Raw genomic sequence first — 18,622 nt, forward strand, 5'->3', positions numbered from 1 at the left:
TCGCCGGGATCAGCGAGAGGTAGGGCAGGTCGGGAGAACCAGTTGTCGCTGCGACCCAATGCAGGCATTGATCGGCCTATGCGCCGCGTTACGCTGATCACCACCAGCCTCCTGGTCGCCCTGCTGGGCGCCGGGGGTCTTGTCGCGGCCGCCCAAGTCGCTGGGGTCACCCAGCGCGCCAAGGACGAGCAGGCCGCCGCCGACACCCGCCGCGAGATCGTCGACCTGCGAGGCGAGCTGGACGCCCTGGGCCAGAGGCGCCTGGTCACCGGCGACGATGTCGGTGAGAAACGCGCCCGGCTGGAAGCCCTGCACCAGCGCGAATCGGCCCTGGTGGCCGAGCTGGGTCGCGATCGCGGGCAGCTGTCGCGGCTGCTCTCGGCCCTGCAGCTCTTCCGCCGTGATCCGCCGCCGGCCCTGCTGGTCAGCCCCGGTGACGCCCGCGACGCGGTGCGGGCCGCCATCCTGATCCGCGCCATGACCCCTGAACTCCAGAACAGGGCCGAAGGCTACGCCCGCCAGGCCCGCGCCGTCTCGGCCCTGCGCCGTGAGGCCGCGGCCGCCTCCGAGCAGCTGTTCACCGCCGAGAGCCTGGTCGCCGACCGCAAGGGCGAGCTGGAACGGATGATCGTCGAAAAGACCCAGCTGGAGCGCGCCTACGCCCAGGAGGCGATGACCGGAGACCAGGCCCAGCTGGGGGCCCTGACCGACGACCTGGCCGTCAAGCCCGCCACGGGCCCCCTGGTGCTGACCGCGCCCACATCCGGCGTGATGACCCACCGGTTCGGCCAGGCCATGCCCCTGGGCGGCCGGGCCAACGGCCTGACGATCCGCACGGAAAAGGGTCACGCCATCGCCAGTCCCGCCGCCGCCACGGTCGAATACGCCGGACCGCTGAATGGCTGGGGCGTCGTCTTGATCCTGCGGGCTCAAGGCGCCTACCATCTGGTGTTGGCGGGAATGGACCAGATTTCCGTCGCCCCCGGACAATCTGTCGCGCCCGGTCAGGCGGTTGGCAGGATGGCCGGGCATGGATCTTCCGATCCGGAACTCTATTTTGAGGTGCGAGAAGATGGCGCTTCGGTCGATCCAGAGCGTTGGCTCAAGCAGGGGTCGCGATAAACGGCTTTTTCAGCGATGATGGCCGTCAAATGAACAAAGGTTCCGCTACTACTGGCGGACAACAAGTTTGAACGCGGCGCGAGAGCGTCGTCAGGGAGCCTTCCAGGCCACATGCGCAAGTACCTGCTCATCGGTGTTTCGGCCTTTGTCCTCGGCGCGGGGACCATGGCCTATGTCAGCCCCATCGCCCAGGCGACCAACGCCACCAAGGGCGAGACCTACAAGATGCTCGAACTGTTTGGAGACGTGCTTCAGACGGTCGACACCCAGTACGTCTCCGAGGTCGACAACAAGAAGCTGATCGAGGCGGCGCTGGACGGCATGCTGACCAGCCTGGATCCGCATTCCGGCTATCTGTCGCCCGACAGCTTCGAGGACATGAACGACACCACCCACGGCGAATATGGCGGGCTGGGCATCGAGGTGACCAGCGAGGACGGCGTGGTCAAGGTGATCTCGCCGATGGACGGCACCCCCGCCGCGCGGGCCGGCATCCAGGCCGGCGACTATATCACCGCGGTCAATGGCCAGTCGGTGCTGGGCCTGACGGTCAACGAGGCGGTCAAGCAGATGCGCGGCGCGGCCGGCGAAGGCGTCACCCTGACCATCGCCCGGGACAAGACCGACCCGTTCGACGTCAAGCTGGTGCGCGAGGTGATCAAGCCCAAGGCCGCCATCGCCCGCATGGAAGGCGACTACGGCTATGTGCGCCTGCCGGGCTTCACCGAAAAGTCCACCGACGCCCTCAGCGCCTCGATCACCGACCTGAAGGCCAAGAACCCCAAGATGAAGGGGCTGATCCTCGACCTGCGCAACAATCCCGGCGGCCTGCTCGACCAGGCCCGGGCCGTGGCCGACCTGTTCCTGGACGGCGGCGAGGTGGTGAGCCAGCGCGGCCGCGACAAGCGCGACATCCAGCGCCTGAACGCCACCCCCGGCGACCTGCTGAACGGCCTGCCGATGGTGGTGCTGATCAACCAGGGCTCGGCCTCGGCGGCGGAAATCGTCGCCGGCGCCCTGCAAGACCGTCATCGCGCCGAGTTGGTGGGCATCACCAGCTTCGGCAAGGGTTCGGTCCAGACCGTGATCCCGCTGCGCGGCGGGGCCGACGGCGCCGTCAAGCTGACCACGGCCCGCTATTTCACACCGTCGGGGCGCTCGATCCAGAAGACCGGCATCGAACCCGACTTGGAGGTGGCCCAGACCAAGGACCAGGCCCAGGACATCGCCAACCGCGTGTGGTTCAGCGAGGCCAGCTTCAAGAACGCCCTCAATGCCGACGAGGGCAAGACCCGCCAGGGCGTCCACACCCCGGCCGAGGCCCCGCCCCCCGGCTTCGACGAGAAGAAGGGCGACTTCCAGCTGGAACGCGGCCTGGCCGTGCTGAAGGCCGGCTCGGTCGAAGCCGTGCCAAAACTGCCCAAGCCCCAGGCCAAGATCGCCGAAGTCACGGCCAAGGCTGCGGCGGCGGCGGCGGGTAAAGGCCCGGCGGTGGAGAAGAAGTAGGGGGCTGGTTAAGAGACCCTCTCCCAGAAAGAGAGGGTTCCGAAATGGCCCGCTCCGCCCATTCCGTCGCACCCTTCGTTAACCATATATTCGGCGCTGACCGGCTAGCCTCGCGCCCATGGCCGTGTCGTTTTCCCGCAAGCCCGCCTTTAGCCACGCCGCCTCCGCCTTGGGCCGCGGTGACGCCCCGGACCTGCGCGCCAAGCTGCTGGCCGCGGCGGCCAATCCCTATATCGGGGCCAGCGCGGCGGCGTTCCTGTTCCTGCTGAGCCTGTGCGCCCTGATCCTGTTGACCGGCGACCCCAACAAGGGCTCGCCGCTGATCCGGGTGCAGCTGGCCAAGATCGGCGCCACGCTCAACGCGCCCCAGGGCTGGCGCGAGGCGCTGGTCAACGAATCCGACCACGAGGCGCCGCTGACGCCGGGCGCCCTGGACCTGTCGGCCCAGCCCTTCGCCGAGCATCCGGACGAGGCGACCATCACCGTGGCCGGCGACATCGCCGCGCCGCCGCCTGTCGCCGCGCCCGGGGGGCCGCTGCTCCAGGCCCCGTTCGCCGGCCTGTCGACGCCCGGTCCCGGCGGCGGCCTGCTGCCGGTGATCGCCGGCGACGGTCGCACCGCCGCCGAGGCCTATGCTCGCCCCTTCACCGCCGACGGGCGGCCGCGCGTGGCCCTGGTGATCGGCGGGCTGGGCCTCAACCCCCAGACCACCCGCGCCGCCATCGAGACCCTGCCGCCCGAGATCACCCTGTCCTTCGCCCCCTATGCCGAGGGCCTGCAGGGCTGGATCGACCTGGCCCGCAACCACGGCCATGAGGTGCTGCTGGAAGCCCCCATGGAGCCGGTCGACTACCCCGCCAATGATCCGGGCCCCTTCACCCTGATCACCGCCAATCGGCCGGAAGACACCGTCCGCAAGATGGAATGGCTGATGTCGCGGGCCACCGGCTATTTTGGACTGACCAACTATCTGGGCTCGCGCTTTGTCACCAATGACGCGGCCATGACCACCTTCACCCTGACCCTGAAGGCGCGCGGCCTGGCCTTCATCGACGACGGGCAGGCGTCCCTGCGCGGCGGTCCGATCCCCCGCGCCTCGGCCGACCGGATCATTGACGACGAACTGGCGGCGGGCGCCATCGACGGCCAGTTGAAGATGCTTGAGACCGGCGCGGCCGGGCGCGGCCAGGCCCTGGGCTCGGGGTTCGCCTATCCGGTGACCATCAACCAGGTCAAGGTTTGGGCTGCGGGCCTGTCCGGGCGGGGCTTGCAACTGGCCCCCGCCTCGGCCATGGCCAAGCGATGAACGCCAGCCAGCCCGCCGACGACGCGTATCCCGATCATCGTCCCAATGTCGGCGTCGTGCTGTTTCGTGCCGATGGCCGCGTTTGGCTGGGCAAGCGCCATAGGCAGCCCGCGCCATATAACTGGCAGTTCCCGCAAGGCGGCGTCGATGACGGCGAGGACCTGCTGAAGGCGGCGCGGCGCGAGCTAAAGGAAGAGACCGGCGTCGTTTCCGCCGACTATCTCGCCCAGACCGAGGGCTGGCTGATCTATGACTTCCCCACCGACTTCGCCTCGTCGAAGAAGGCGCGCGGGTTCAAGGGTCAGAAGCAGGTGTGGTTCGCCTTCCGCTTCACGGGCGAGGAGTCGGAGATCGACTTGGAGGCCGACGCCCATGTCGAGTTCGACGCCTGGCGATGGGCCACGCTCGACGAGACGCCCGAATTGATCGTACCCTTCAAACGCGCGGTGTACGAACAGGTCGTAGCCGCCTTCGGTGGGTACGCGCGCGGCGGCTGACGCCAGGCCGCGCTAGAGGTAGGGCGGCATGAGCAAGACCATTCTGATGATCCACGGCTTCGGCGCCGCCGGCGAAAGCTGGGCCCCGGTGGCAGCGCGCTTCAAGGCCGCCGGCTATGGCGTCGAAACCCCCACCATCCATGCCACCCTGCGCACCGTGGGTCCGCCGCCGGCCGGCCTGATCGGCAAGACCCTCGCCAACTATGTCACCGAGATGAGCGACCTGGCCCAGTCGATCGCCAAGCGCGACGGCGAAAAGCCGTTGGTGTTCGGGCACTCGATGGGCGGGCTGATCGCCCAGAAGCTGGCCGAGGCGGGGCTGGTGTCGGGAATCGTGCTGTTCGCCCCGGCCTCGCCGGCCGACGCGCGCAGCGCCCCGAAACTCGCGCCGATGTTCACCTTCCTCAACATCGCCATGACCTCCAGTCCCGAGACCAAGGCGGTCAAGATCTGGAAGATGGGCTTCAACTGGGGTGTGCTGAACCGGACGCCGCCCGAGCGCCACGAGGCGATCTTCGCCACCACGGTGCATGACAGCGGCCGGGCTCTTTCGGACCTGGCCTATCCCGATCGTGATCCGAACAAGACCGTGTCGATCGACTCCGCCAAGATCACCGCGCCGGTGTTGATCCTGGCCGGCGCCCGCGACCGCACCACGCCGATCGGGGACCTTCGCCTGGTCGGCAAGAAGTATGGCGGCGCCACCTTCAAGGAATATCCCGACAACGCCCACTGGCTGATCGACGAGCCCGGCAGCGACAAGATCCTGGCCGATGTCGACGCCTGGCTCGACGCCCGGGGCCTGGGCGCCCAAGCCCCGGTGACCCGGGCCCCGGTGACCAAGGCCCCGGTGACCAAGGCCGCCCCCGCGGCGAAGCTGGCCAAGGCTGAACCCGCCGTGACCCCGGCGCCCGCCGCCAAGCCCCTCGAGCCCCTCGAGCCCGCCCCGAGAGCCAAGGCGGCGCCCCAGGCCAAGCCCGTTTCCGCGCCCGCGCCCGCGCCAGCGCCAGCGCCGCCCGCCCCCGCGCCGGCGGCCAAGGCGAGCCTAAAGGCTCCGGCCAAAGCCAAGTCGGTCGCCAAGCCCGCTCCGGCCCCGGCGCCCCCACCCGTCGCCAAGACTCCGCCCCCCGCCAAGCCGGCGCCCAAGGCTCCCGCAAAGCTCGCTGCGTCGCCTGTCCCCACGCCCGATATGACGGCCAAGCCCACGCCCGCCGCCAAGCCCAAGGCCGGAGCCAAGCCCGCCGCCGCCCCGGCTGTGACCAAGGCTCCAGCCAGGGCCGGCGCGCCGAAACCAGTCGCCAAGCCGAAGGCCGCCGCCCTCGCCAAGGCGCCGGCTCCGGTCAAGGCCGCCGCCAAGCCCAAGGTTCCCGCGACAAAGGCGACCGCCAAATCTTCACCCGCGCCGAAGAAGAGCGTGTAGGCTGAGCGTTCGGCGCTTTGGCCGAATGAGTAGGCGAGGCGCGCGTGGCGACTCCTGTGATCATGGTGCACGGCGCCTTCTGCGGCGGCTGGACGTTTGACACGTTCCGTCAACCGTTCGAGGCGGCGGGCCACGTCGTCCAGACCCCCGACCTGATCGGCCATGGCGACGGCGCCTCGGTCGCCGGCCGCTCGATGGTCGACTACGCCAAGCAGATCGCCGCCCTGTGCGAGGCCGGCGATGAGCCGCCCATCCTAATCGGCCACTCGATGGGCGGGCTGGTCGCCCAGATGGCGGCGGCCCGCGCCCCGGTGTCGCGCCTGATCCTGCTGGCCCCCTCGCCGCCCTGGGGCGTGACGGGCTCGTCGCTGGAGGAGGCCGCCTCGGCCGTCAGCCTCTATGCCCTGGGTCCGTACTGGCTACAGGCCGTGGCGCCCGATTTCGGGGTGGTGGAAAGCTACACGCTGGACCGCCTGCCGCGTGACGAGCGCAAGGCGCTGTACGCCAAGATGACCGCCGAGAGCGGCCGGGCGCTGTGGGAAACCCTGAACTGGTTCATGGACCCGTTCATGACCACCGGCGCCAGCCCCGTGGGCGTGCCGACCCTGGCGATCGCCGGCGGCAAGGACGTGATCCATCCGCCCGCCACAGTCCGCCAGACCGCCGCGCGGCTGGGCGGGTCCTGCGAGGTCTTCCCGACGATGAGCCACTGGCTGCCGGGCGAACCGGGCTGGGAAGCCGTCGCCGAAGCCTGCCTGGACTTCATTGGGCATGAAGGTCGCGTCGCGGCCTGACCTTCGAGGGATGTGGGCTTCGGCCTCAGTGGGCCGGCGTGAACAGCTTCAGCCCCAGTATGCCCGAGACGATGAGCCCCAGGCAGACCAGCCGGGCCGCCGTGGCTGGCTCCTTGAACAGCACGATGCCGACGACGGCCGTACCGACAGCGCCGACCCCGGTCCACACCGCGTAGGCCGTGCCCAGCGGCAGGGACTTCAGCGCCCAGCCCAGCAGGCCCAGGCTGGCGACGAAACATGCGGCTGTCCACGCCATCGGGACCGGCCGGGTGAAGCCCTCGGTATATTTTAGGCCCACGGCCCAGCCGATCTCGAACAGACCCGCGATGAAGAGAATGATCCAGGCCATGACCGGCTCCTGAGTTCAGAGCGGGGTCGTCCCCGGAAACGCGAGAAAGGCGCGGGGTCGTCCCCGCGCCTTTCCTAGATAGTCTTGTCGCACTGGAGGGCAAGCCTCCGATCGGCGAAGGTCCTAGGGCATTTTTCGAGCGAAGTGGTTCCGGTTCGCGTGAAGAAAAATGCCTCAAAACAAAAGATGAGAGCTCACGGCCTGACGCAGTCAGGTCGGGAAATGCTCTAGCGGCTGGTGGTGCTGTAGAGCACCTGGGCCTGCTCGTAGTTCTTGCCCACCGAGCTGTCGTCCAGCTTCTTCAGGCGCATATAGACCAGGCCCGCATGGCCGTCGGCCCAGGCGTCGTCCCACGAGACGGTGAAGCGCTTGAAGTCCGTGCCGATCGTCTGGTCGTTGCGGATCAGGCGCAGCTGCGGCTTGTTCTCCCAGGTCGCCCAGTCGTGCAGGGCGGTGGCGAGGGACTGGGCCTGCTCGACGGTCTGGGCGTACTGGATGGTGACGGTGCAGACGTTCTTGTTGGAGCCTGGATTGTCGATGGCGATCTGGTAGGGCTTGCCGATGTCGAGGACGAACTTCTCTTTCTTCTTCTTCATGCCCGCGGCCTTGGCCAGGCTCGGGAAGTCGCCGCCAACCACGAGGGGCTTGCAGACCCGGTCCAGGATGCTCAGCAGTTGCAGTGACACCGGATCGGTCGAGGGCGGCGGACGCACCGGCTCGACATAGGCCGGCTCGGCGCCGGCGACCGGGGCGGCGACCGGCGGGATGGCTTGGTCGGCCGGAGCGGGCGCGGCGGGGCTGGTGGCGGCCGGGGCCATCGGCATGGGCATGGGCATGGGCGCAGCGGCCGGAGCCGGAGCCGGAACCGGGGTGGTCGCCGGCGCGGCGGTCGGAGCGGGCTGCTGGGCGACGGCGGTGGAGACCGCGCCCCCAACCAGGAAAATGGGTGCGATCAGGCTGGCGAGCGCGAGGCGCATGGTCGAGATATCCCCAATAGGCAAGAGGTCGGCATTAAAGCCGACAGGCGTTCCCTCGCAACCCTTATGGTGACCGATTAAGGCCGAGATTGGGTCACAGGTGTAATTTACTCGCCCAAGAGTGCGGCGTGACGCCTCAGGCGTGCAAACCAGGCGTCATTCCGATCGGAGGTCCTGGCCCTTGAGCGTGACCACGACGATCTCCGGTGGTGCGCGGAAACGTACAGGTAGGATCGACACACCCACGCCGCCCGTCACGAACAGGTTGCGCCCCCGATCAACATAGGCCCCGCAACCCCACTGGCGCGACGCCTGAGAGGCGTGGACCAGCCGCCCCATCACCGGCAGGTTGACCTGTCCGCAATGGGTATGGCCCGCGACGGTCAGGGCCACCCGGTCGGGCGCCTGGGCGAAGGGGTCGGGCCAGTGGCTCATAACCACCACCGGCTCGGATGTCGGCACGTTGGCCATGGCCACGGGATAGGACGGCGTCGCCCGCTTCGAATCCAGGTCGGCCAGACCTGCCACCCAGAACGGACCCTTGGTCCTGGCAACTCGCAAGGCGCGGTTCTCCAGCACATGAGCACCGGCCCGGACTAAGGCCTGCTCGGTCGCGCCGCCATCATACCACCAGTCGTGATTGCCCAGCACGGCGTAGACCCCCAGGCGGGGGTTGAGGCCCTGGAACGCGGAAATCCCGCGCAGGATTTCCGAACGCTGTGGCGCGGCCCGAGTGGCTGCGGACTCGTGACTGCCCGCATAGTCGCCCAGAAGCAGGACGACGTCGGGATGCTGCGCGTTCATCCGCGCCACCACCCGCGCAACGCGGGCCGGATCGACGTGGGGCGCGGCGACATGGGTGTCACTGATCAAGCCCAGGCGCACCGGCGGGCCGGTCCAGGTGCGCGACTCGATCGTCACCCTCCGCACGACCAGCAGATTAGGCTCGACCAGGAAGGCCCAGACCCCCAGCCCGTAGGCGACCAGCAACAGGCCAGCCACCGCCCAAGCCAGACGCAAACGGCCTGAGCGCCGCATGAACGCCCAGGCCGTGAAAACAATAGGTAATCCCGTCACCGCGCCAATCCAGGCCAGCAACATGATGCTGTGCCCGGTCATGCGTGAAACGCCTAGGCCGCCTCGACCGCGTGTTCGGCCAGGATGGTGAAGCCGTCCGGGCCCACGTCGGCGAAACCGCCCTGGATGTCGAACACTCGCACGGTGGAGCCGTCGCGAACCGTGACCTTGCCTTCGCGCAGGGTGGTCATGAACGGGGCGTGGCCCGGCAGGACGCCGAAATCGCCTTCCGCGCCGGGCGCATCGACCTGATCGACTTCGGCGGAGAACAGTTCGCGCTCGGGCGCGACGAGAGAGAAGTGCAGCTTGGCCATTATTCCACGATCTCCACGGCGCCCAGGGCGGCTTCGATGTCTTCGTCGGTCTGGATCTCGGTCCCGCAGAACGGGCAGAAGCGGATGGTGGCCAGCACGACGCCGCTCTCACCTTCCTCTTCGCGATGACCCAGGTTGAGCAGGATCAAACCGCTGTCATGCTCGATCAGCGAGGCCTCGGGGTCCGAAGACACCGACTCCTCAAGCTCTTCGCAGCAGAAGTTCACGGTTTCGAATTCGGTGTCGGTCATGGGGTGGTCCATAGCACAAAAGTCCGTCTCGTTCCCTCCCCCTGGAAGGGAGAGGGGCAGGGGTCGGGGTGGCGCCGTCGGCGGGTTCGCTGAGTTCGAGCCCTATCCGGAGGCGCTTCCGCCCCCATCCCCGGCCCTTCCCCCCTCAAGGGGGAAGGAAGAAGTCAGGCCGTTTCGACGGCGCGCTCGGCCAGGATCGTCAGGCCGCCCTCGCCGACGTCGGCGAAACCGCCCTGGATGTCGAACAGCTTGGTGGCCCCGCCGTCCTTCACGGTGACGCGGCCTTCGCGCAGCGTGGTCATGAACGGGGCGTGGCCCGGCAAGACGCCAAAGTCGCCTTCCGCACCGGGCGCATCGACCTGATCGACCTCGCCGGAGAACAGCTCGCGCTCGGGGGCGACGAGTGAGAAGTGGAGCTTCGTGGCCATTGGTTTCCAGACAGTTCTATTTTAGGCCTGCGGCTCGCATTGAGTCATCGTTGACCCTGTAAGTCAAAATCATGGCTCGCATCGCGTTTTCGGCAGGTTGCCGCAACCGGATCGCGATGATTTTATCGATCGCACCCGTGGTCGGATCAACCGCATTCAAGACAAGCTGGTCAATCTTGTTTTCAGGGTCCGCAGCTCCCGGCTGCGCTTGATAACGGCCGCCTGGCTTCAACCAACCTTCTCGAACCCTTTCAATAAGATCGGGGGCGTCCACATCGAGAGAGATTAGGCACGAAAACGGTGAAGCGGGCGGCGGCAAAACGGTGCTGACAACGGAAACGCGACCCCCAGCGACGGGCGCGCTATAAGAGGCGCTACCGAGCTTCGTGATCGGAAACTTTAACGCGACAACCGGAGGTGGGGCCACATCGCGGTTTAAACCTGCCTTTTCTGCTGAAAGGCGTGGCGCGATTTCGCTCTCCAGCGCGGGCTGGCAGACTTTGGACAGGGCATCAATCGCAGCCTCTGTCGGAGAGCGATCTTGAGCCATCGCGACGCCGGAGCCGAGCAAAGTTGCGCAAAGCGTCGCGATGGCTCTCTTCATTACGCTTCGCCGGCCAGCTTTTCAGCCTTGGCCACCGCTTCTTCGATGGCGCCGACCATGTAGAAGGCCGCTTCCGGCAGGTGGTCGTACTCGCCGTCCACGATGCCCTTGAACGAGCGGATGGTGTCCTTCAGCGCGACGAAGGCGCCGGGGGTGTTGGTGAACTGCTCGGCCACGTGGAATGGCTGGCTCAGGAAGCGCGAGATCTTGCGGGCCCGGGCGACGGTCAGCTTGTCCTCTTCCGACAGCTCGTCCATGCCCAGGATGGCGATGATGTCCTTCAACGACTTGTACTGCTGAAGCACTTCCTGGACCGAACGGGCCACGTTGTAGTGCTCTTCGCCGATGACCAGCGGGTCCATGATACGCGAGGTCGAGTCCAGCGGATCGACGGCGGGGAAGATGGCCTGGGCGGCGATGTCGCGCGACAGAACGGTGGTGGCGTCCAGGTGGGCGAACGAGGCGGCGGGCGCCGGGTCGGTCAAGTCGTCGGCGGGCACGTAGATGGCCTGGACCGAGGTGATCGAACCCTTGTTGGTCGAGGTGATGCGCTCCTGCAGGTTGCCCATCTCGGTGGCCAGGGTGGGCTGATAGCCCACGGCCGAGGGGATGCGGCCCAGCAGAGCCGACACTTCGGCGCCGGCCTGGGTGAAGCGGAAGATGTTGTCGACGAACAGCAGCACGTCCTTGCCTTCTTCATCGCGGAAATATTCGGCGATGGAGAGGCCGGTCAGGGCCACGCGGGCGCGGGCGCCGGGGGGCTCGTTCATCTGGCCATAGACCAGGGCGCAGCGGCTGCCTTCGGTGGTGCCGTTGATCTTTGGGTCCACATTGACGTTGGACTCGATCATCTCGTGATAGAGGTCGTTGCCTTCGCGGGTGCGTTCGCCCACGCCGGCCAGGACCGAATAACCGCCGTAAGCCTTGGCGATGTTGTTGATCAACTCTTGCATGGTCACGGTCTTGCCGACGCCGGCCCCGCCGAACAAGCCGATCTTGCCGCCCTTGGTGTAGGGGCACATCAGGTCGATGACCTTGATGCCGGTGACCAGCACTTCAGCGGTGTTGGTCTGCTCGGCGAAGGACGGGGCCTCGCGGTGGATCGAGCGGTACATGTCCGACTTGATCGGGCCCTGCTCGTCGATCGGCTCGCCGATGACGTTCATGATCCGGCCCAGGGTGCCGGGGCCGACCGGGACGCGGATCGAGTCTCCGGTGTCGCGCACGGCCTGACCGCGGACCAGGCCCTCGGTGGCGTCCATGGCGATGGCGCGGACGGTGTTCTGGCCCAGGTGCTGGGCGACTTCGAACACCAGGCGCTGGCCCGAGGCGATGTTGACGGTTTCCAGCGCGTTGAGGATGGCCGGCAGCTCGCCAGTGAACTCGACGTCGACGACGGCGCCGATGACCTGGACCAGCTTGCCGGTGGCCGCGCCGATCGTGGCGGGCGCCTCACGGGTGCCGGCGACGGCGGGGGCGGCGGCCGGAGCGACGGGCTTGGCGGCCTTGGGGGCGGCCGGCTTGCGGGCCGGCTTGACGGTGGCGGCGACGGGGGCGCCCACGGTCACCGGGGTTTCGGCGGCGGCGGGAGCCTTAGCGGGGATCTTGGCCATGGCGTTCAGGGTCTTTCGTGCGGGCTCGTGCGGGCGTTTTTATGGTTGGAAGTCAGGATCAGACGGCTTCGGCGCCGGAGATGATCTCGATCAGCTCCTTGGTGATCTGAGCCTGACGGGAGCGGTTATATTCCAGGGTGTAGCGCTTGATCATGTCGCCCGCATTGCGCGTGGCGTTGTCCATCGCCGTCATCTGACTAGCGTAGAAGCCGGCCATGTTGTCGAGCAGGGCCGACAGGATCTGGACCGTCAGGTTGCGCGGCAGCAGGGTCTCGAGGATTTCCTCTTCCGAGGGTTCGTACTCGTAGACCGCGCTGGCCCCGGTCTGAGCGGCGGCCCCGCCCTCGACGACGGCGGGGATCAGCTGCAGGGCGGTCGGGGTCTGGATGACTACTGACTTGAAGCGGCTGTAGAACAGGGTGACCACGTCCACGTCGCCGGCTTCATACAGGCGGGTGACGTGGTCGGCGATCGGCTGGGCGACCGCCAGGGTGAACTGGCGATAGGCCGACAGGTCGAAGTTCTCGACGATGCGGTCGGCATAGACGCGGCGAAGCTGGCCGGTCGCCTTCTTGCCGACGCAGACGATCTTCACGTCCTTGCCCTGGCGGATCAGGGTGTCGATCCGCTCGCGCGCGGCGCGGACGATCGACGAGGTGAAGCCCCCGGCCAGGCCGCGGTCGGCGGCGGCGACGACGATCAGGTGACGATCGTCGCGACCCGTGCCAGCCAGCAGCGGCGGCGCGCCGTCACCGGTCACGCTCGCCGCCAGATTGGCGATGACGTTAGACAGCCGTCGCGCATAGGGGCGCGCGGCTTCCGCAGCATCCTGGCTGCGGCGGAGCTTGGCCGCCGCGACCATCTGCATCGCTTTCGTGATCTTTTGCGTCGCCTTGACGCTTGAGATCCGATTGCGCATCTCCTTTAGGCTTGCCATCCGCCTATCAGACCTTCCTAAACAACCACCAGGTGCTGTCGTCCATCACGGTCGTTCTTCTCCAGAAGAACCCGTAATCGACCAACTGCAGATCTGGGAACATATCCATGTAGAGCGAGCCAAAATCGTTCTTGAACAGAAGATTTTGTTCGCCGCGGTAGGGTATCGTCTCGGCCTTCGGCGCGAAATACTCCGAGCAGAAGACGTACTTGGCGGCCACGCGATGCACTTCGCGCATCGTCGCTTCCAACTGGCTGGGATCGACGTGGATCAGGACGCCGGCCGTGAAGGCCATGTCCACCGCGCCGTCGGCCAACGGGATGCTGTGCCCGAAACCCTCGAAGAGCCGCTCGGCCGGCAGAACGCCGTTCTCGACCAGTTCCTTGCGGGCCGAAGCATTGGGCTCGATCGCCCACTGCTCCATGTCCGACACCGCCGCAAGGCCCAGGAGGTTGAGACCCACATTGGGCCCCACTTCCAGGACGCTCTTCGGCGGCGCGCCGACCATGCGCCGCATCACTTCACCCCAGACCCGCGCACGGCCGCGAACGGCCTCGGCGTTGGCGGCGCTACGTTGCGTGTAGCGGTCGCCAAATTCGCCGGACCATGCGTCCATGGATTTGGGGTGAGCGGCCATCGATCGCCTTTAGGCGAAGGTCGCCGAGAAGGTGTCGAGCACGCTTTTCAGCGTACCTTCCAGATCCTTGTCGAGGGCCTTCTTGGTGCGGATGCCGTCCAACAGATCCTTGTGCTGGCTGTGCAGACGGGCCAGCAGCTCGCTTTCGAAGCGGCGAACGCTGCTGGTCGGGATGGCGTCCAGATAGCCGCGGGTGCCGGCATAGATCACGCAGACCTGCTCTTCGACGGCCTGCGGGGAATATTGCGGCTGCTTCAGCAGCTCGGTCAGACGCTCGCCACGGGCCAGCATCTTCTGGGTCGAGGCGTCGAGGTCCGAGCCGAACTTGGCGAAGGCGGCCATTTCGCGATACTGGGCCAGCTCGCCCTTGATCGCGCCGGCCACCTGCTTCATCGCCTTGATCTGGGCCGACGAGCCGACGCGCGACACCGAGATGCCGACGTTCACGGCCGGGCGGATGCCCTGGTAGAACAGGTCGGTTTCCAGGAAGATCTGGCCGTCGGTGATCGAGATCACGTTGGTCGGTATATAGGCCGAAACGTCGTTGGCCTGGGTTTCGATGATCGGCAGGGCCGTCAACGAGCCCGAACCATTATCTTCGTTCAGCTTGGCGGCGCGTTCCAGCAGGCGGGAATGCAGGTAGAACACATCCCCGGGATAGGCTTCGCGGCCCGGCGGACGGCGCAGCAGCAGGCTCATCTGGCGATAGGCGACGGCTTGCTTGGAAAGGTCATCATAGATGATCAGGGCGTGCAGGCCGTTGTCGCGGAACCACTCGCCCATGGCGCAGCCCGAGAACGGCGCCAGGTACTGCAAGGGCGCCGGCTCGGAGGCCGAGGCCACGACGACGATGGTGTAGTCCAGGGCGCCGCGCTCTTCGAGCGTCTTGACGATCTGGGCGACGGTCGAGCGCTTTTGGCCGATGGCGACATAGACGCAATAGAGCTTGGCGCTCTCGTCGGTGCCGGCGTTGGCGATCTTCTGGTTCAGGATGGTGTCGATGGCGACGGCGGTCTTGCCGGTCTGACGGTCACCGATGATCAGCTCGCGCTGGCCGCGGCCGACCGGGATCAGGGTGTCGATCGACTTCAGGCCGGTCTGCACGGGCTCGTGCACCGACTTGCGGGGGATGATGCCCGGCGCCTTGACGTCGACGCGGCGGCGTTCGGTGGAGACGATCGGGCCCTTGCCGTCGATCGGCTCGCCCAGCGGGTTGACGACGCGGCCCAACAGGCCACGGCCGACCGGAACGTCGACGATCTCGCCGAGACGACGGACTTCGTCGCCTTCCTTGATGGCCTGGTCCTGGCCGAAGATCACGCAACCGACGTTGTCGCGCTCGAGGTTCAGGGCCATGCCCTTCACGCCGGCCTTCGGGAACTCGACCATCTCGCCGGCCTGGACGTTGTCCAGACCGTAGATGCGCGCGATGCCGTCACCGACGGACAAAACCTGGCCGACGTCCGAAACGGCGGCTTCTTCGCCGAAATTGGCGATCTGCGACTTGAGGATGGCCGAGATTTCGGCGGCGCGGATGTCCATGGCTGTCTTGGGCTCTCTGCGATTTTATATTTTGACGGCGCTTATAGAGGTTTAGGCGCGCTTCAGGGCGAATTTCAGGGAATCGAGCTTGCTGCGAAGCGAAGCGTCGAACAGGCGGGAGCCGACGCGCACCTTGATGCCGCCCAGGATGGACGGATCGACGAGCGTCGAGATTTCGGGAACCTTACCCAGCGAGGCGCTGACGGCGGCCGAGACGCCCTGCAGCTGGGCGGGGGTCAGGGCCTTGGCGGTGACGACCTCGGCGGTGACGACGCCGCGATGCTTGGCCGACAGTTCGATGAAGGCGGTGACGGCGCCCATCAGGTCGCCAGCCCGGCCGTTGAGGGCCACCAGGCCCAGGAACTTGGCGGTGAGGACCTGGAAGCCAGCCTTGGCGGCGACGGCGCGGAAGCCCTTGGCCTTGTCCTCGGCGGTGAAGGCCGGGCTATCGATCAGGCGGCGCAGGTCGGCGCTATCGGCCACCATCACGCGCAGCGATTTCAGGTCGGCCTCGACCTGGGTCAGCTGGTTGTTGTCGATCGTCAGTTCGAACAGGGACTGCGCATAGCGCTGACCCGCATCCGTCGCCTTGGTTTCGTCCGCCACTTGTTCCGCCCGGTGCGTTGCAAATCGCCGCGGACAAGAAGTTTAACCCTCATCCCGGCTTAAAGGCTTGAACGCGCTTTAGAAAAGCGCATTGAGGGCCGGCGCTGATGCGCCACCCCGTCCGAAGCCGCGAGCCTGATAACACGCGTCCTTCGCACTCGCAACCAAGGCCGATGCGTAAGGTTTGCGCATCCCTGGCAAAAGCGGCGAGGCTAGGTCTGGCTGACCCTGCGGAACACCGCCGAGGCCGCGGCGACCAGGGCGCCGTCGGCGGCGCGGACCTCGGCTTGGGCGAAAATCAGGCTGCGGGTCGAGCGCTCGATCCAGGCCTTGCTCGACGGCAGGTTCAACGCGTCCACTTGGGGCAGCCCGGCATAGTCGATGGTGATCGAGGTGGGCAAGGTCGCGGGGCCAGCGATCTCCCACAGGGCGTCTTCAAGCAAAGCAGCGGTTGAAACTGTCATGTAGCGTCCATGGACCCGCTCCCTTTTAACCAAAAGGGGCACGCGAAGAAAAAGGGCGGCGGAACAGGCCCGCCGCCCCATCAGGCGAATGTTCGAGGAAATAGCCAGACAGGGCGAGCAAGCGCCCGTACGCGTCCAGGTACTGGGAAAAGCTTACTTGGCCGCCAGGGCGGAGCCGCCCTTGGCCGCGACATTGCAGCGGGTCAGGTCGTCGGCGTCCAGCGACTTGGTCTCGCCACCGAAGGCGGCGACGCGGCCGACTTCCTTGGCCAGGACCTTGCACGACCCGGCGGTCAGGGCCCGCGACGGGGCGGCGGTCGAAACGCATTCAGCGCCTTCGCAGACGAAGACCGCGCCGCCAGCGACGACCTTGGTCTTGGCGGCCAACGGGTTTTCCAGGGCGACGGCGATGCGGCCATCGGCCAGGGCGGCGCCGGCGAACATGGAAACGGACAGGGCGGCGCAAGTCGCCAAGGTGCGGAGCTTCATGATGAGCCCTCCAGACATGCGGGGAGTAGGAATGATCGATGATCGGCGAAAAGCGAGTTACTGGTCGTTCGATCCGGGGATGGTCAGCATCGGTATCCCCACCGGTGCTTCGGATCAGAACTAAGCACTGCTTAGATATCAGTGTTCAAGGATTGCGCAAGCGTATTTGTTTCGCATGAGCATTTTTTAATGAAACGGGCGTTTCAGTCCGGCGCCACTCGGCCAGCTGCCGCCAAGCCGGATGTTCCGCCACGTCAGGGTTGGCGGGGGAGCGTCTCGGGCGCACGTTCCGAAAAACAGCTTCTAAGGGAGGCGCCGCCATGGACTTCAACCTGCCGCCGGAACTGACGGCCTATCTGGCGACGCTCGACGCTTTCATCGAAGCCGAGATCGCGCCGCTGCAGGCCGAGCACGACAATGAGCGCTTTTTCGACCACCGCCGCGAATGGGCCCGCACCGATTGGGACGGCGGCGGCCTGCCGCGCCGCGATTGGGAGGAGCTTCTCGCCAAGGCGCGAGGCCTCGCCGACGCCGCCGGCCACTACCGCTTCGCCCTGCCCCGCGAATACGGCGGCCAGGACGGCTCCAGCCTGTGGATGGCGGTGATCCGCGAGCACCTGGCGGCCAAAGGCCTGGGTTTGTTCAACGACCTGCAAAACGAGCACTCGATCGTCGGCAACAATCCGTTCGTGCTGATGATCCGCGACTTCGGCCGGCCCGACCAGCAGCACCTGATCCCCGACATGCTGGATCGCCACGCCTTTCGCCCGACTTTCGGCCTCACCGAGCCCAACCACGGCTCGGACGCCACCTTCATGGAGACCCGCGCCGTCCGCGAGGATCACAACGGCGTCGCTGGCTGGCGGATCGACGGCGAGAAGATGTGGACCACCGGCATGCACGCCGCCACCCACTGCGCCCTGTTCGCCCGCACCAGCGGCGAGGACGGCTCGGCGCGGGGCATCACATGCTTCCTGGTGCCGGCCCATGCGCCCGGCGTGAAGATCGAGGAATATCTCTGGACTTTCAACATGCCGACCGACCATCCCAGGGTCAGCTTCACCAGAGTCTGGGTTGCGGACGACGCGATGTTCGGCGCCGAGGGCGGCGGCCTGGCCCTGGCCCAGCACTTCGTGCACGAGAACCGCATCCGCCAGGCCGCCTCCAGCTTGGGCGCGGCCAGCTTCTGCATAGAAGAAAGCATCAAGTACGCCCGCGCCCGCAAGCCGTTCGGCAAGCCGTTGGCCGAGAACCAGGCGATCCAGTTCCCGCTGGTCGAGCTGTCCACCCAGGTCGAGATGCTGCGCCTGCTGATCCGCAAGACCGCCTGGGAAATGGACCAGATGTCCAAGCCCGAGGTGGAAAAGCGCCTCTCCGACAAGGTGTCGATGTGCAACTACTGGTCCAACCGCCTGGTCTGCGAGGCCGCTGACCAGGCCATGCAGGTTCACGGGGGCCTGGGCTATTCGCGTCACAAGCCGTTCGAGCACATCTATCGCCACCACCGCCGCTACCGGATCACCGAGGGGTCCGAGGAGATCCAGATGCGCAAGGTGGCCGCCTGGCTGTTCGGCTACATGGGACCGAGAAAAGCGGCGTTCGCGGACCTGTAGAGATGGGGACATGCCCTTGGGCGTGTCCCCATGCCGGGCGCGGAGCTTACGGGCGGGGACATGCCACAAACGCAAG

The 18,622-nt window shown here is 66.9% G+C and carries 21 protein-coding genes; 7 read left to right on the forward strand and 14 right to left on the reverse strand.

Going from position 1 to position 18,622, the window contains the following annotated elements; all coding sequences use genetic code 11:
- Positions 1–78: 78 nt before the first annotated feature.
- The 6 genes from ACP7AG_RS04870 (at position 79) to ACP7AG_RS04895 (ending at position 6,645) form a co-directional block, all read left to right on the forward strand.
- Positions 79–1,122, forward strand: coding sequence for a murein hydrolase activator EnvC family protein (locus tag ACP7AG_RS04870; RefSeq protein ID WP_426029968.1), 1,044 nt, complete (start codon positions 79–81; stop codon positions 1,120–1,122).
- A gap of 111 nt (positions 1,123–1,233) precedes the next feature.
- Positions 1,234–2,628 (forward strand): S41 family peptidase, encoded by a 1,395-nt coding sequence (locus tag ACP7AG_RS04875; protein ID WP_426029969.1) that lies wholly within the window; start codon positions 1,234–1,236, stop codon positions 2,626–2,628.
- A gap of 118 nt (positions 2,629–2,746) precedes the next feature.
- Positions 2,747–3,934, forward strand: a complete 1,188-nt coding sequence (locus ACP7AG_RS04880) for a divergent polysaccharide deacetylase family protein (RefSeq protein WP_426029970.1) — start codon at positions 2,747–2,749, stop codon at positions 3,932–3,934.
- Positions 3,931–4,431 carry an RNA pyrophosphohydrolase gene (locus ACP7AG_RS04885; protein WP_426029971.1) on the forward strand — a complete coding sequence of 167 codons (501 nt, stop codon included), beginning with the start codon at positions 3,931–3,933 and terminating at the stop codon, positions 4,429–4,431. The genes ACP7AG_RS04880 and ACP7AG_RS04885 overlap by 4 nt, the downstream gene beginning before the upstream one ends.
- A 28-nt stretch (positions 4,432–4,459) precedes the next feature.
- Complete coding sequence (locus tag ACP7AG_RS04890; RefSeq protein ID WP_426029972.1) at positions 4,460–5,851, forward strand: alpha/beta fold hydrolase; 1,392 nt, start codon at positions 4,460–4,462, stop codon at positions 5,849–5,851.
- Positions 5,852–5,895: 44 nt separating this feature from the next.
- The gene (locus ACP7AG_RS04895; protein WP_426029974.1) at positions 5,896–6,645 is read left to right on the forward strand and encodes an alpha/beta fold hydrolase; all 750 of its coding nucleotides are present in this window, start codon (positions 5,896–5,898) and stop codon (positions 6,643–6,645) included.
- A 25-nt stretch (positions 6,646–6,670) separates the two neighbouring features.
- Here ACP7AG_RS04895 and sugE read toward each other — a convergent pair whose 3' ends face one another.
- From sugE to ACP7AG_RS04965, 14 genes are all read right to left on the reverse strand, one after another.
- Positions 6,671–6,994, reverse strand: a complete 324-nt coding sequence (gene sugE, locus ACP7AG_RS04900; RefSeq protein ID WP_426029975.1) for a quaternary ammonium compound efflux SMR transporter SugE — start codon at positions 6,992–6,994, stop codon at positions 6,671–6,673.
- A 227-nt stretch (positions 6,995–7,221) separates the two neighbouring features.
- On the reverse strand, positions 7,222–7,971 hold the full coding sequence (locus ACP7AG_RS04905; RefSeq protein WP_426029976.1) for a hypothetical protein: 750 nt from the start codon (positions 7,969–7,971) through the stop codon (positions 7,222–7,224).
- 156 nt (positions 7,972–8,127) lie between these two features.
- Entirely contained in the window at positions 8,128–9,090 is a 963-nt protein-coding gene (locus tag ACP7AG_RS04910; protein WP_426010845.1) for a metallophosphoesterase, read from the reverse strand.
- A gap of 11 nt (positions 9,091–9,101) precedes the next feature.
- The gene (locus ACP7AG_RS04915) at positions 9,102–9,362 is read right to left on the reverse strand and encodes an ATP synthase F1 subunit epsilon (RefSeq protein WP_426010843.1); all 261 of its coding nucleotides are present in this window, start codon (positions 9,360–9,362) and stop codon (positions 9,102–9,104) included.
- The gene (locus ACP7AG_RS04920) at positions 9,362–9,613 is read right to left on the reverse strand and encodes a hypothetical protein (RefSeq protein ID WP_426029977.1); all 252 of its coding nucleotides are present in this window, start codon (positions 9,611–9,613) and stop codon (positions 9,362–9,364) included. Before ACP7AG_RS04920 ends, ACP7AG_RS04915 begins: the two co-directional genes overlap by 1 nt.
- 164 nt (positions 9,614–9,777) lie before the next feature.
- Complete coding sequence (locus ACP7AG_RS04925) at positions 9,778–10,041, reverse strand: ATP synthase F1 subunit epsilon (RefSeq protein ID WP_426029978.1); 264 nt, start codon at positions 10,039–10,041, stop codon at positions 9,778–9,780.
- Between the two features lie 16 nt (positions 10,042–10,057).
- Positions 10,058–10,645, reverse strand: coding sequence for a hypothetical protein (locus ACP7AG_RS04930; RefSeq protein ID WP_426029979.1), 588 nt, complete (start codon positions 10,643–10,645; stop codon positions 10,058–10,060).
- Positions 10,645–12,258 carry a F0F1 ATP synthase subunit beta gene (atpD, locus tag ACP7AG_RS04935; protein ID WP_426010836.1) on the reverse strand — a complete coding sequence of 538 codons (1,614 nt, stop codon included), beginning with the start codon at positions 12,256–12,258 and terminating at the stop codon, positions 10,645–10,647. The genes ACP7AG_RS04930 and atpD overlap by 1 nt, the downstream gene beginning before the upstream one ends.
- A gap of 58 nt (positions 12,259–12,316) precedes the next feature.
- Entirely contained in the window at positions 12,317–13,195 is an 879-nt protein-coding gene (locus ACP7AG_RS04940; RefSeq protein ID WP_426010835.1) for a F0F1 ATP synthase subunit gamma, read from the reverse strand.
- 7 nt (positions 13,196–13,202) lie between these two features.
- Positions 13,203–13,832, reverse strand: a complete 630-nt coding sequence (locus ACP7AG_RS04945; protein ID WP_426029980.1) for a pseudaminic acid biosynthesis-associated methylase — start codon at positions 13,830–13,832, stop codon at positions 13,203–13,205.
- Between the two features lie 9 nt (positions 13,833–13,841).
- The gene (gene atpA, locus ACP7AG_RS04950) at positions 13,842–15,374 is read right to left on the reverse strand and encodes a F0F1 ATP synthase subunit alpha (protein WP_426010832.1); all 1,533 of its coding nucleotides are present in this window, start codon (positions 15,372–15,374) and stop codon (positions 13,842–13,844) included.
- Between the two features lie 51 nt (positions 15,375–15,425).
- Positions 15,426–15,980: a F0F1 ATP synthase subunit delta gene (locus ACP7AG_RS04955; RefSeq protein WP_426029981.1), complete on the reverse strand. Its 555-nt coding sequence runs from the start codon at positions 15,978–15,980 to the stop codon at positions 15,426–15,428.
- A 212-nt stretch (positions 15,981–16,192) separates the two neighbouring features.
- Positions 16,193–16,444, reverse strand: coding sequence for a hypothetical protein (locus ACP7AG_RS04960; RefSeq protein ID WP_426010828.1), 252 nt, complete (start codon positions 16,442–16,444; stop codon positions 16,193–16,195).
- A gap of 153 nt (positions 16,445–16,597) precedes the next feature.
- Entirely contained in the window at positions 16,598–16,933 is a 336-nt protein-coding gene (locus tag ACP7AG_RS04965) for a CC_3452 family protein (protein ID WP_426029982.1), read from the reverse strand.
- A gap of 320 nt (positions 16,934–17,253) precedes the next feature.
- Here ACP7AG_RS04965 and ACP7AG_RS04970 point away from each other — a divergent pair, with 320 nt between their 5' ends.
- A complete protein-coding gene (locus ACP7AG_RS04970) occupies positions 17,254–18,546 on the forward strand; it encodes an acyl-CoA dehydrogenase family protein (RefSeq protein WP_426029983.1) in 1,293 nt (430 codons plus the stop codon).
- Positions 18,547–18,622 lie beyond the last annotated feature (76 nt).

The organism is Caulobacter sp. DWP3-1-3b2 (genome assembly GCF_049896325.1).
Lineage (GTDB): Bacteria > Pseudomonadota > Alphaproteobacteria > Caulobacterales > Caulobacteraceae > Caulobacter.

Excerpts from the sequence above, each read along its gene's own strand:
- ACP7AG_RS04930 (WP_426029979.1), bottom strand. The coding sequence starts at position 10,645 with ATGAAGAGAGCCATCGCGACGCTTTGCGCAACTTTGCTCGGCTCCGGC.
- ACP7AG_RS04890 (WP_426029972.1), top strand. The coding sequence starts at position 4,460 with ATGAGCAAGACCATTCTGATGATCCACGGCTTCGGCGCCGCCGGCGAA.
- sugE (WP_426029975.1), bottom strand. The coding sequence starts at position 6,994 with ATGGCCTGGATCATTCTCTTCATCGCGGGTCTGTTCGAGATCGGCTGG.
- ACP7AG_RS04920 (WP_426029977.1), bottom strand. The coding sequence starts at position 9,613 with ATGACCGACACCGAATTCGAAACCGTGAACTTCTGCTGCGAAGAGCTT.
- ACP7AG_RS04940 (WP_426010835.1), bottom strand. The coding sequence starts at position 13,195 with ATGGCAAGCCTAAAGGAGATGCGCAATCGGATCTCAAGCGTCAAGGCG.
- ACP7AG_RS04925 (WP_426029978.1), bottom strand. The coding sequence starts at position 10,041 with ATGGCCACGAAGCTCCACTTCTCACTCGTCGCCCCCGAGCGCGAGCTG.
- ACP7AG_RS04885 (WP_426029971.1), top strand. The coding sequence starts at position 3,931 with ATGAACGCCAGCCAGCCCGCCGACGACGCGTATCCCGATCATCGTCCC.
- ACP7AG_RS04960 (WP_426010828.1), bottom strand. The coding sequence starts at position 16,444 with ATGACAGTTTCAACCGCTGCTTTGCTTGAAGACGCCCTGTGGGAGATC.
- ACP7AG_RS04875 (WP_426029969.1), top strand. The coding sequence starts at position 1,234 with ATGCGCAAGTACCTGCTCATCGGTGTTTCGGCCTTTGTCCTCGGCGCG.
- atpD (WP_426010836.1), bottom strand. The coding sequence starts at position 12,258 with ATGGCCAAGATCCCCGCTAAGGCTCCCGCCGCCGCCGAAACCCCGGTG.
- ACP7AG_RS04910 (WP_426010845.1), bottom strand. The coding sequence starts at position 9,090 with ATGACCGGGCACAGCATCATGTTGCTGGCCTGGATTGGCGCGGTGACG.
- ACP7AG_RS04870 (WP_426029968.1), top strand. The coding sequence starts at position 79 with ATGCGCCGCGTTACGCTGATCACCACCAGCCTCCTGGTCGCCCTGCTG.
- ACP7AG_RS04970 (WP_426029983.1), top strand. The coding sequence starts at position 17,254 with ATGGACTTCAACCTGCCGCCGGAACTGACGGCCTATCTGGCGACGCTC.
- ACP7AG_RS04965 (WP_426029982.1), bottom strand. The coding sequence starts at position 16,933 with ATGAAGCTCCGCACCTTGGCGACTTGCGCCGCCCTGTCCGTTTCCATG.
- ACP7AG_RS04945 (WP_426029980.1), bottom strand. The coding sequence starts at position 13,832 with ATGGCCGCTCACCCCAAATCCATGGACGCATGGTCCGGCGAATTTGGC.
- ACP7AG_RS04905 (WP_426029976.1), bottom strand. The coding sequence starts at position 7,971 with ATGCGCCTCGCGCTCGCCAGCCTGATCGCACCCATTTTCCTGGTTGGG.
- ACP7AG_RS04880 (WP_426029970.1), top strand. The coding sequence starts at position 2,747 with ATGGCCGTGTCGTTTTCCCGCAAGCCCGCCTTTAGCCACGCCGCCTCC.
- ACP7AG_RS04915 (WP_426010843.1), bottom strand. The coding sequence starts at position 9,362 with ATGGCCAAGCTGCACTTCTCTCTCGTCGCGCCCGAGCGCGAACTGTTC.
- atpA (WP_426010832.1), bottom strand. The coding sequence starts at position 15,374 with ATGGACATCCGCGCCGCCGAAATCTCGGCCATCCTCAAGTCGCAGATC.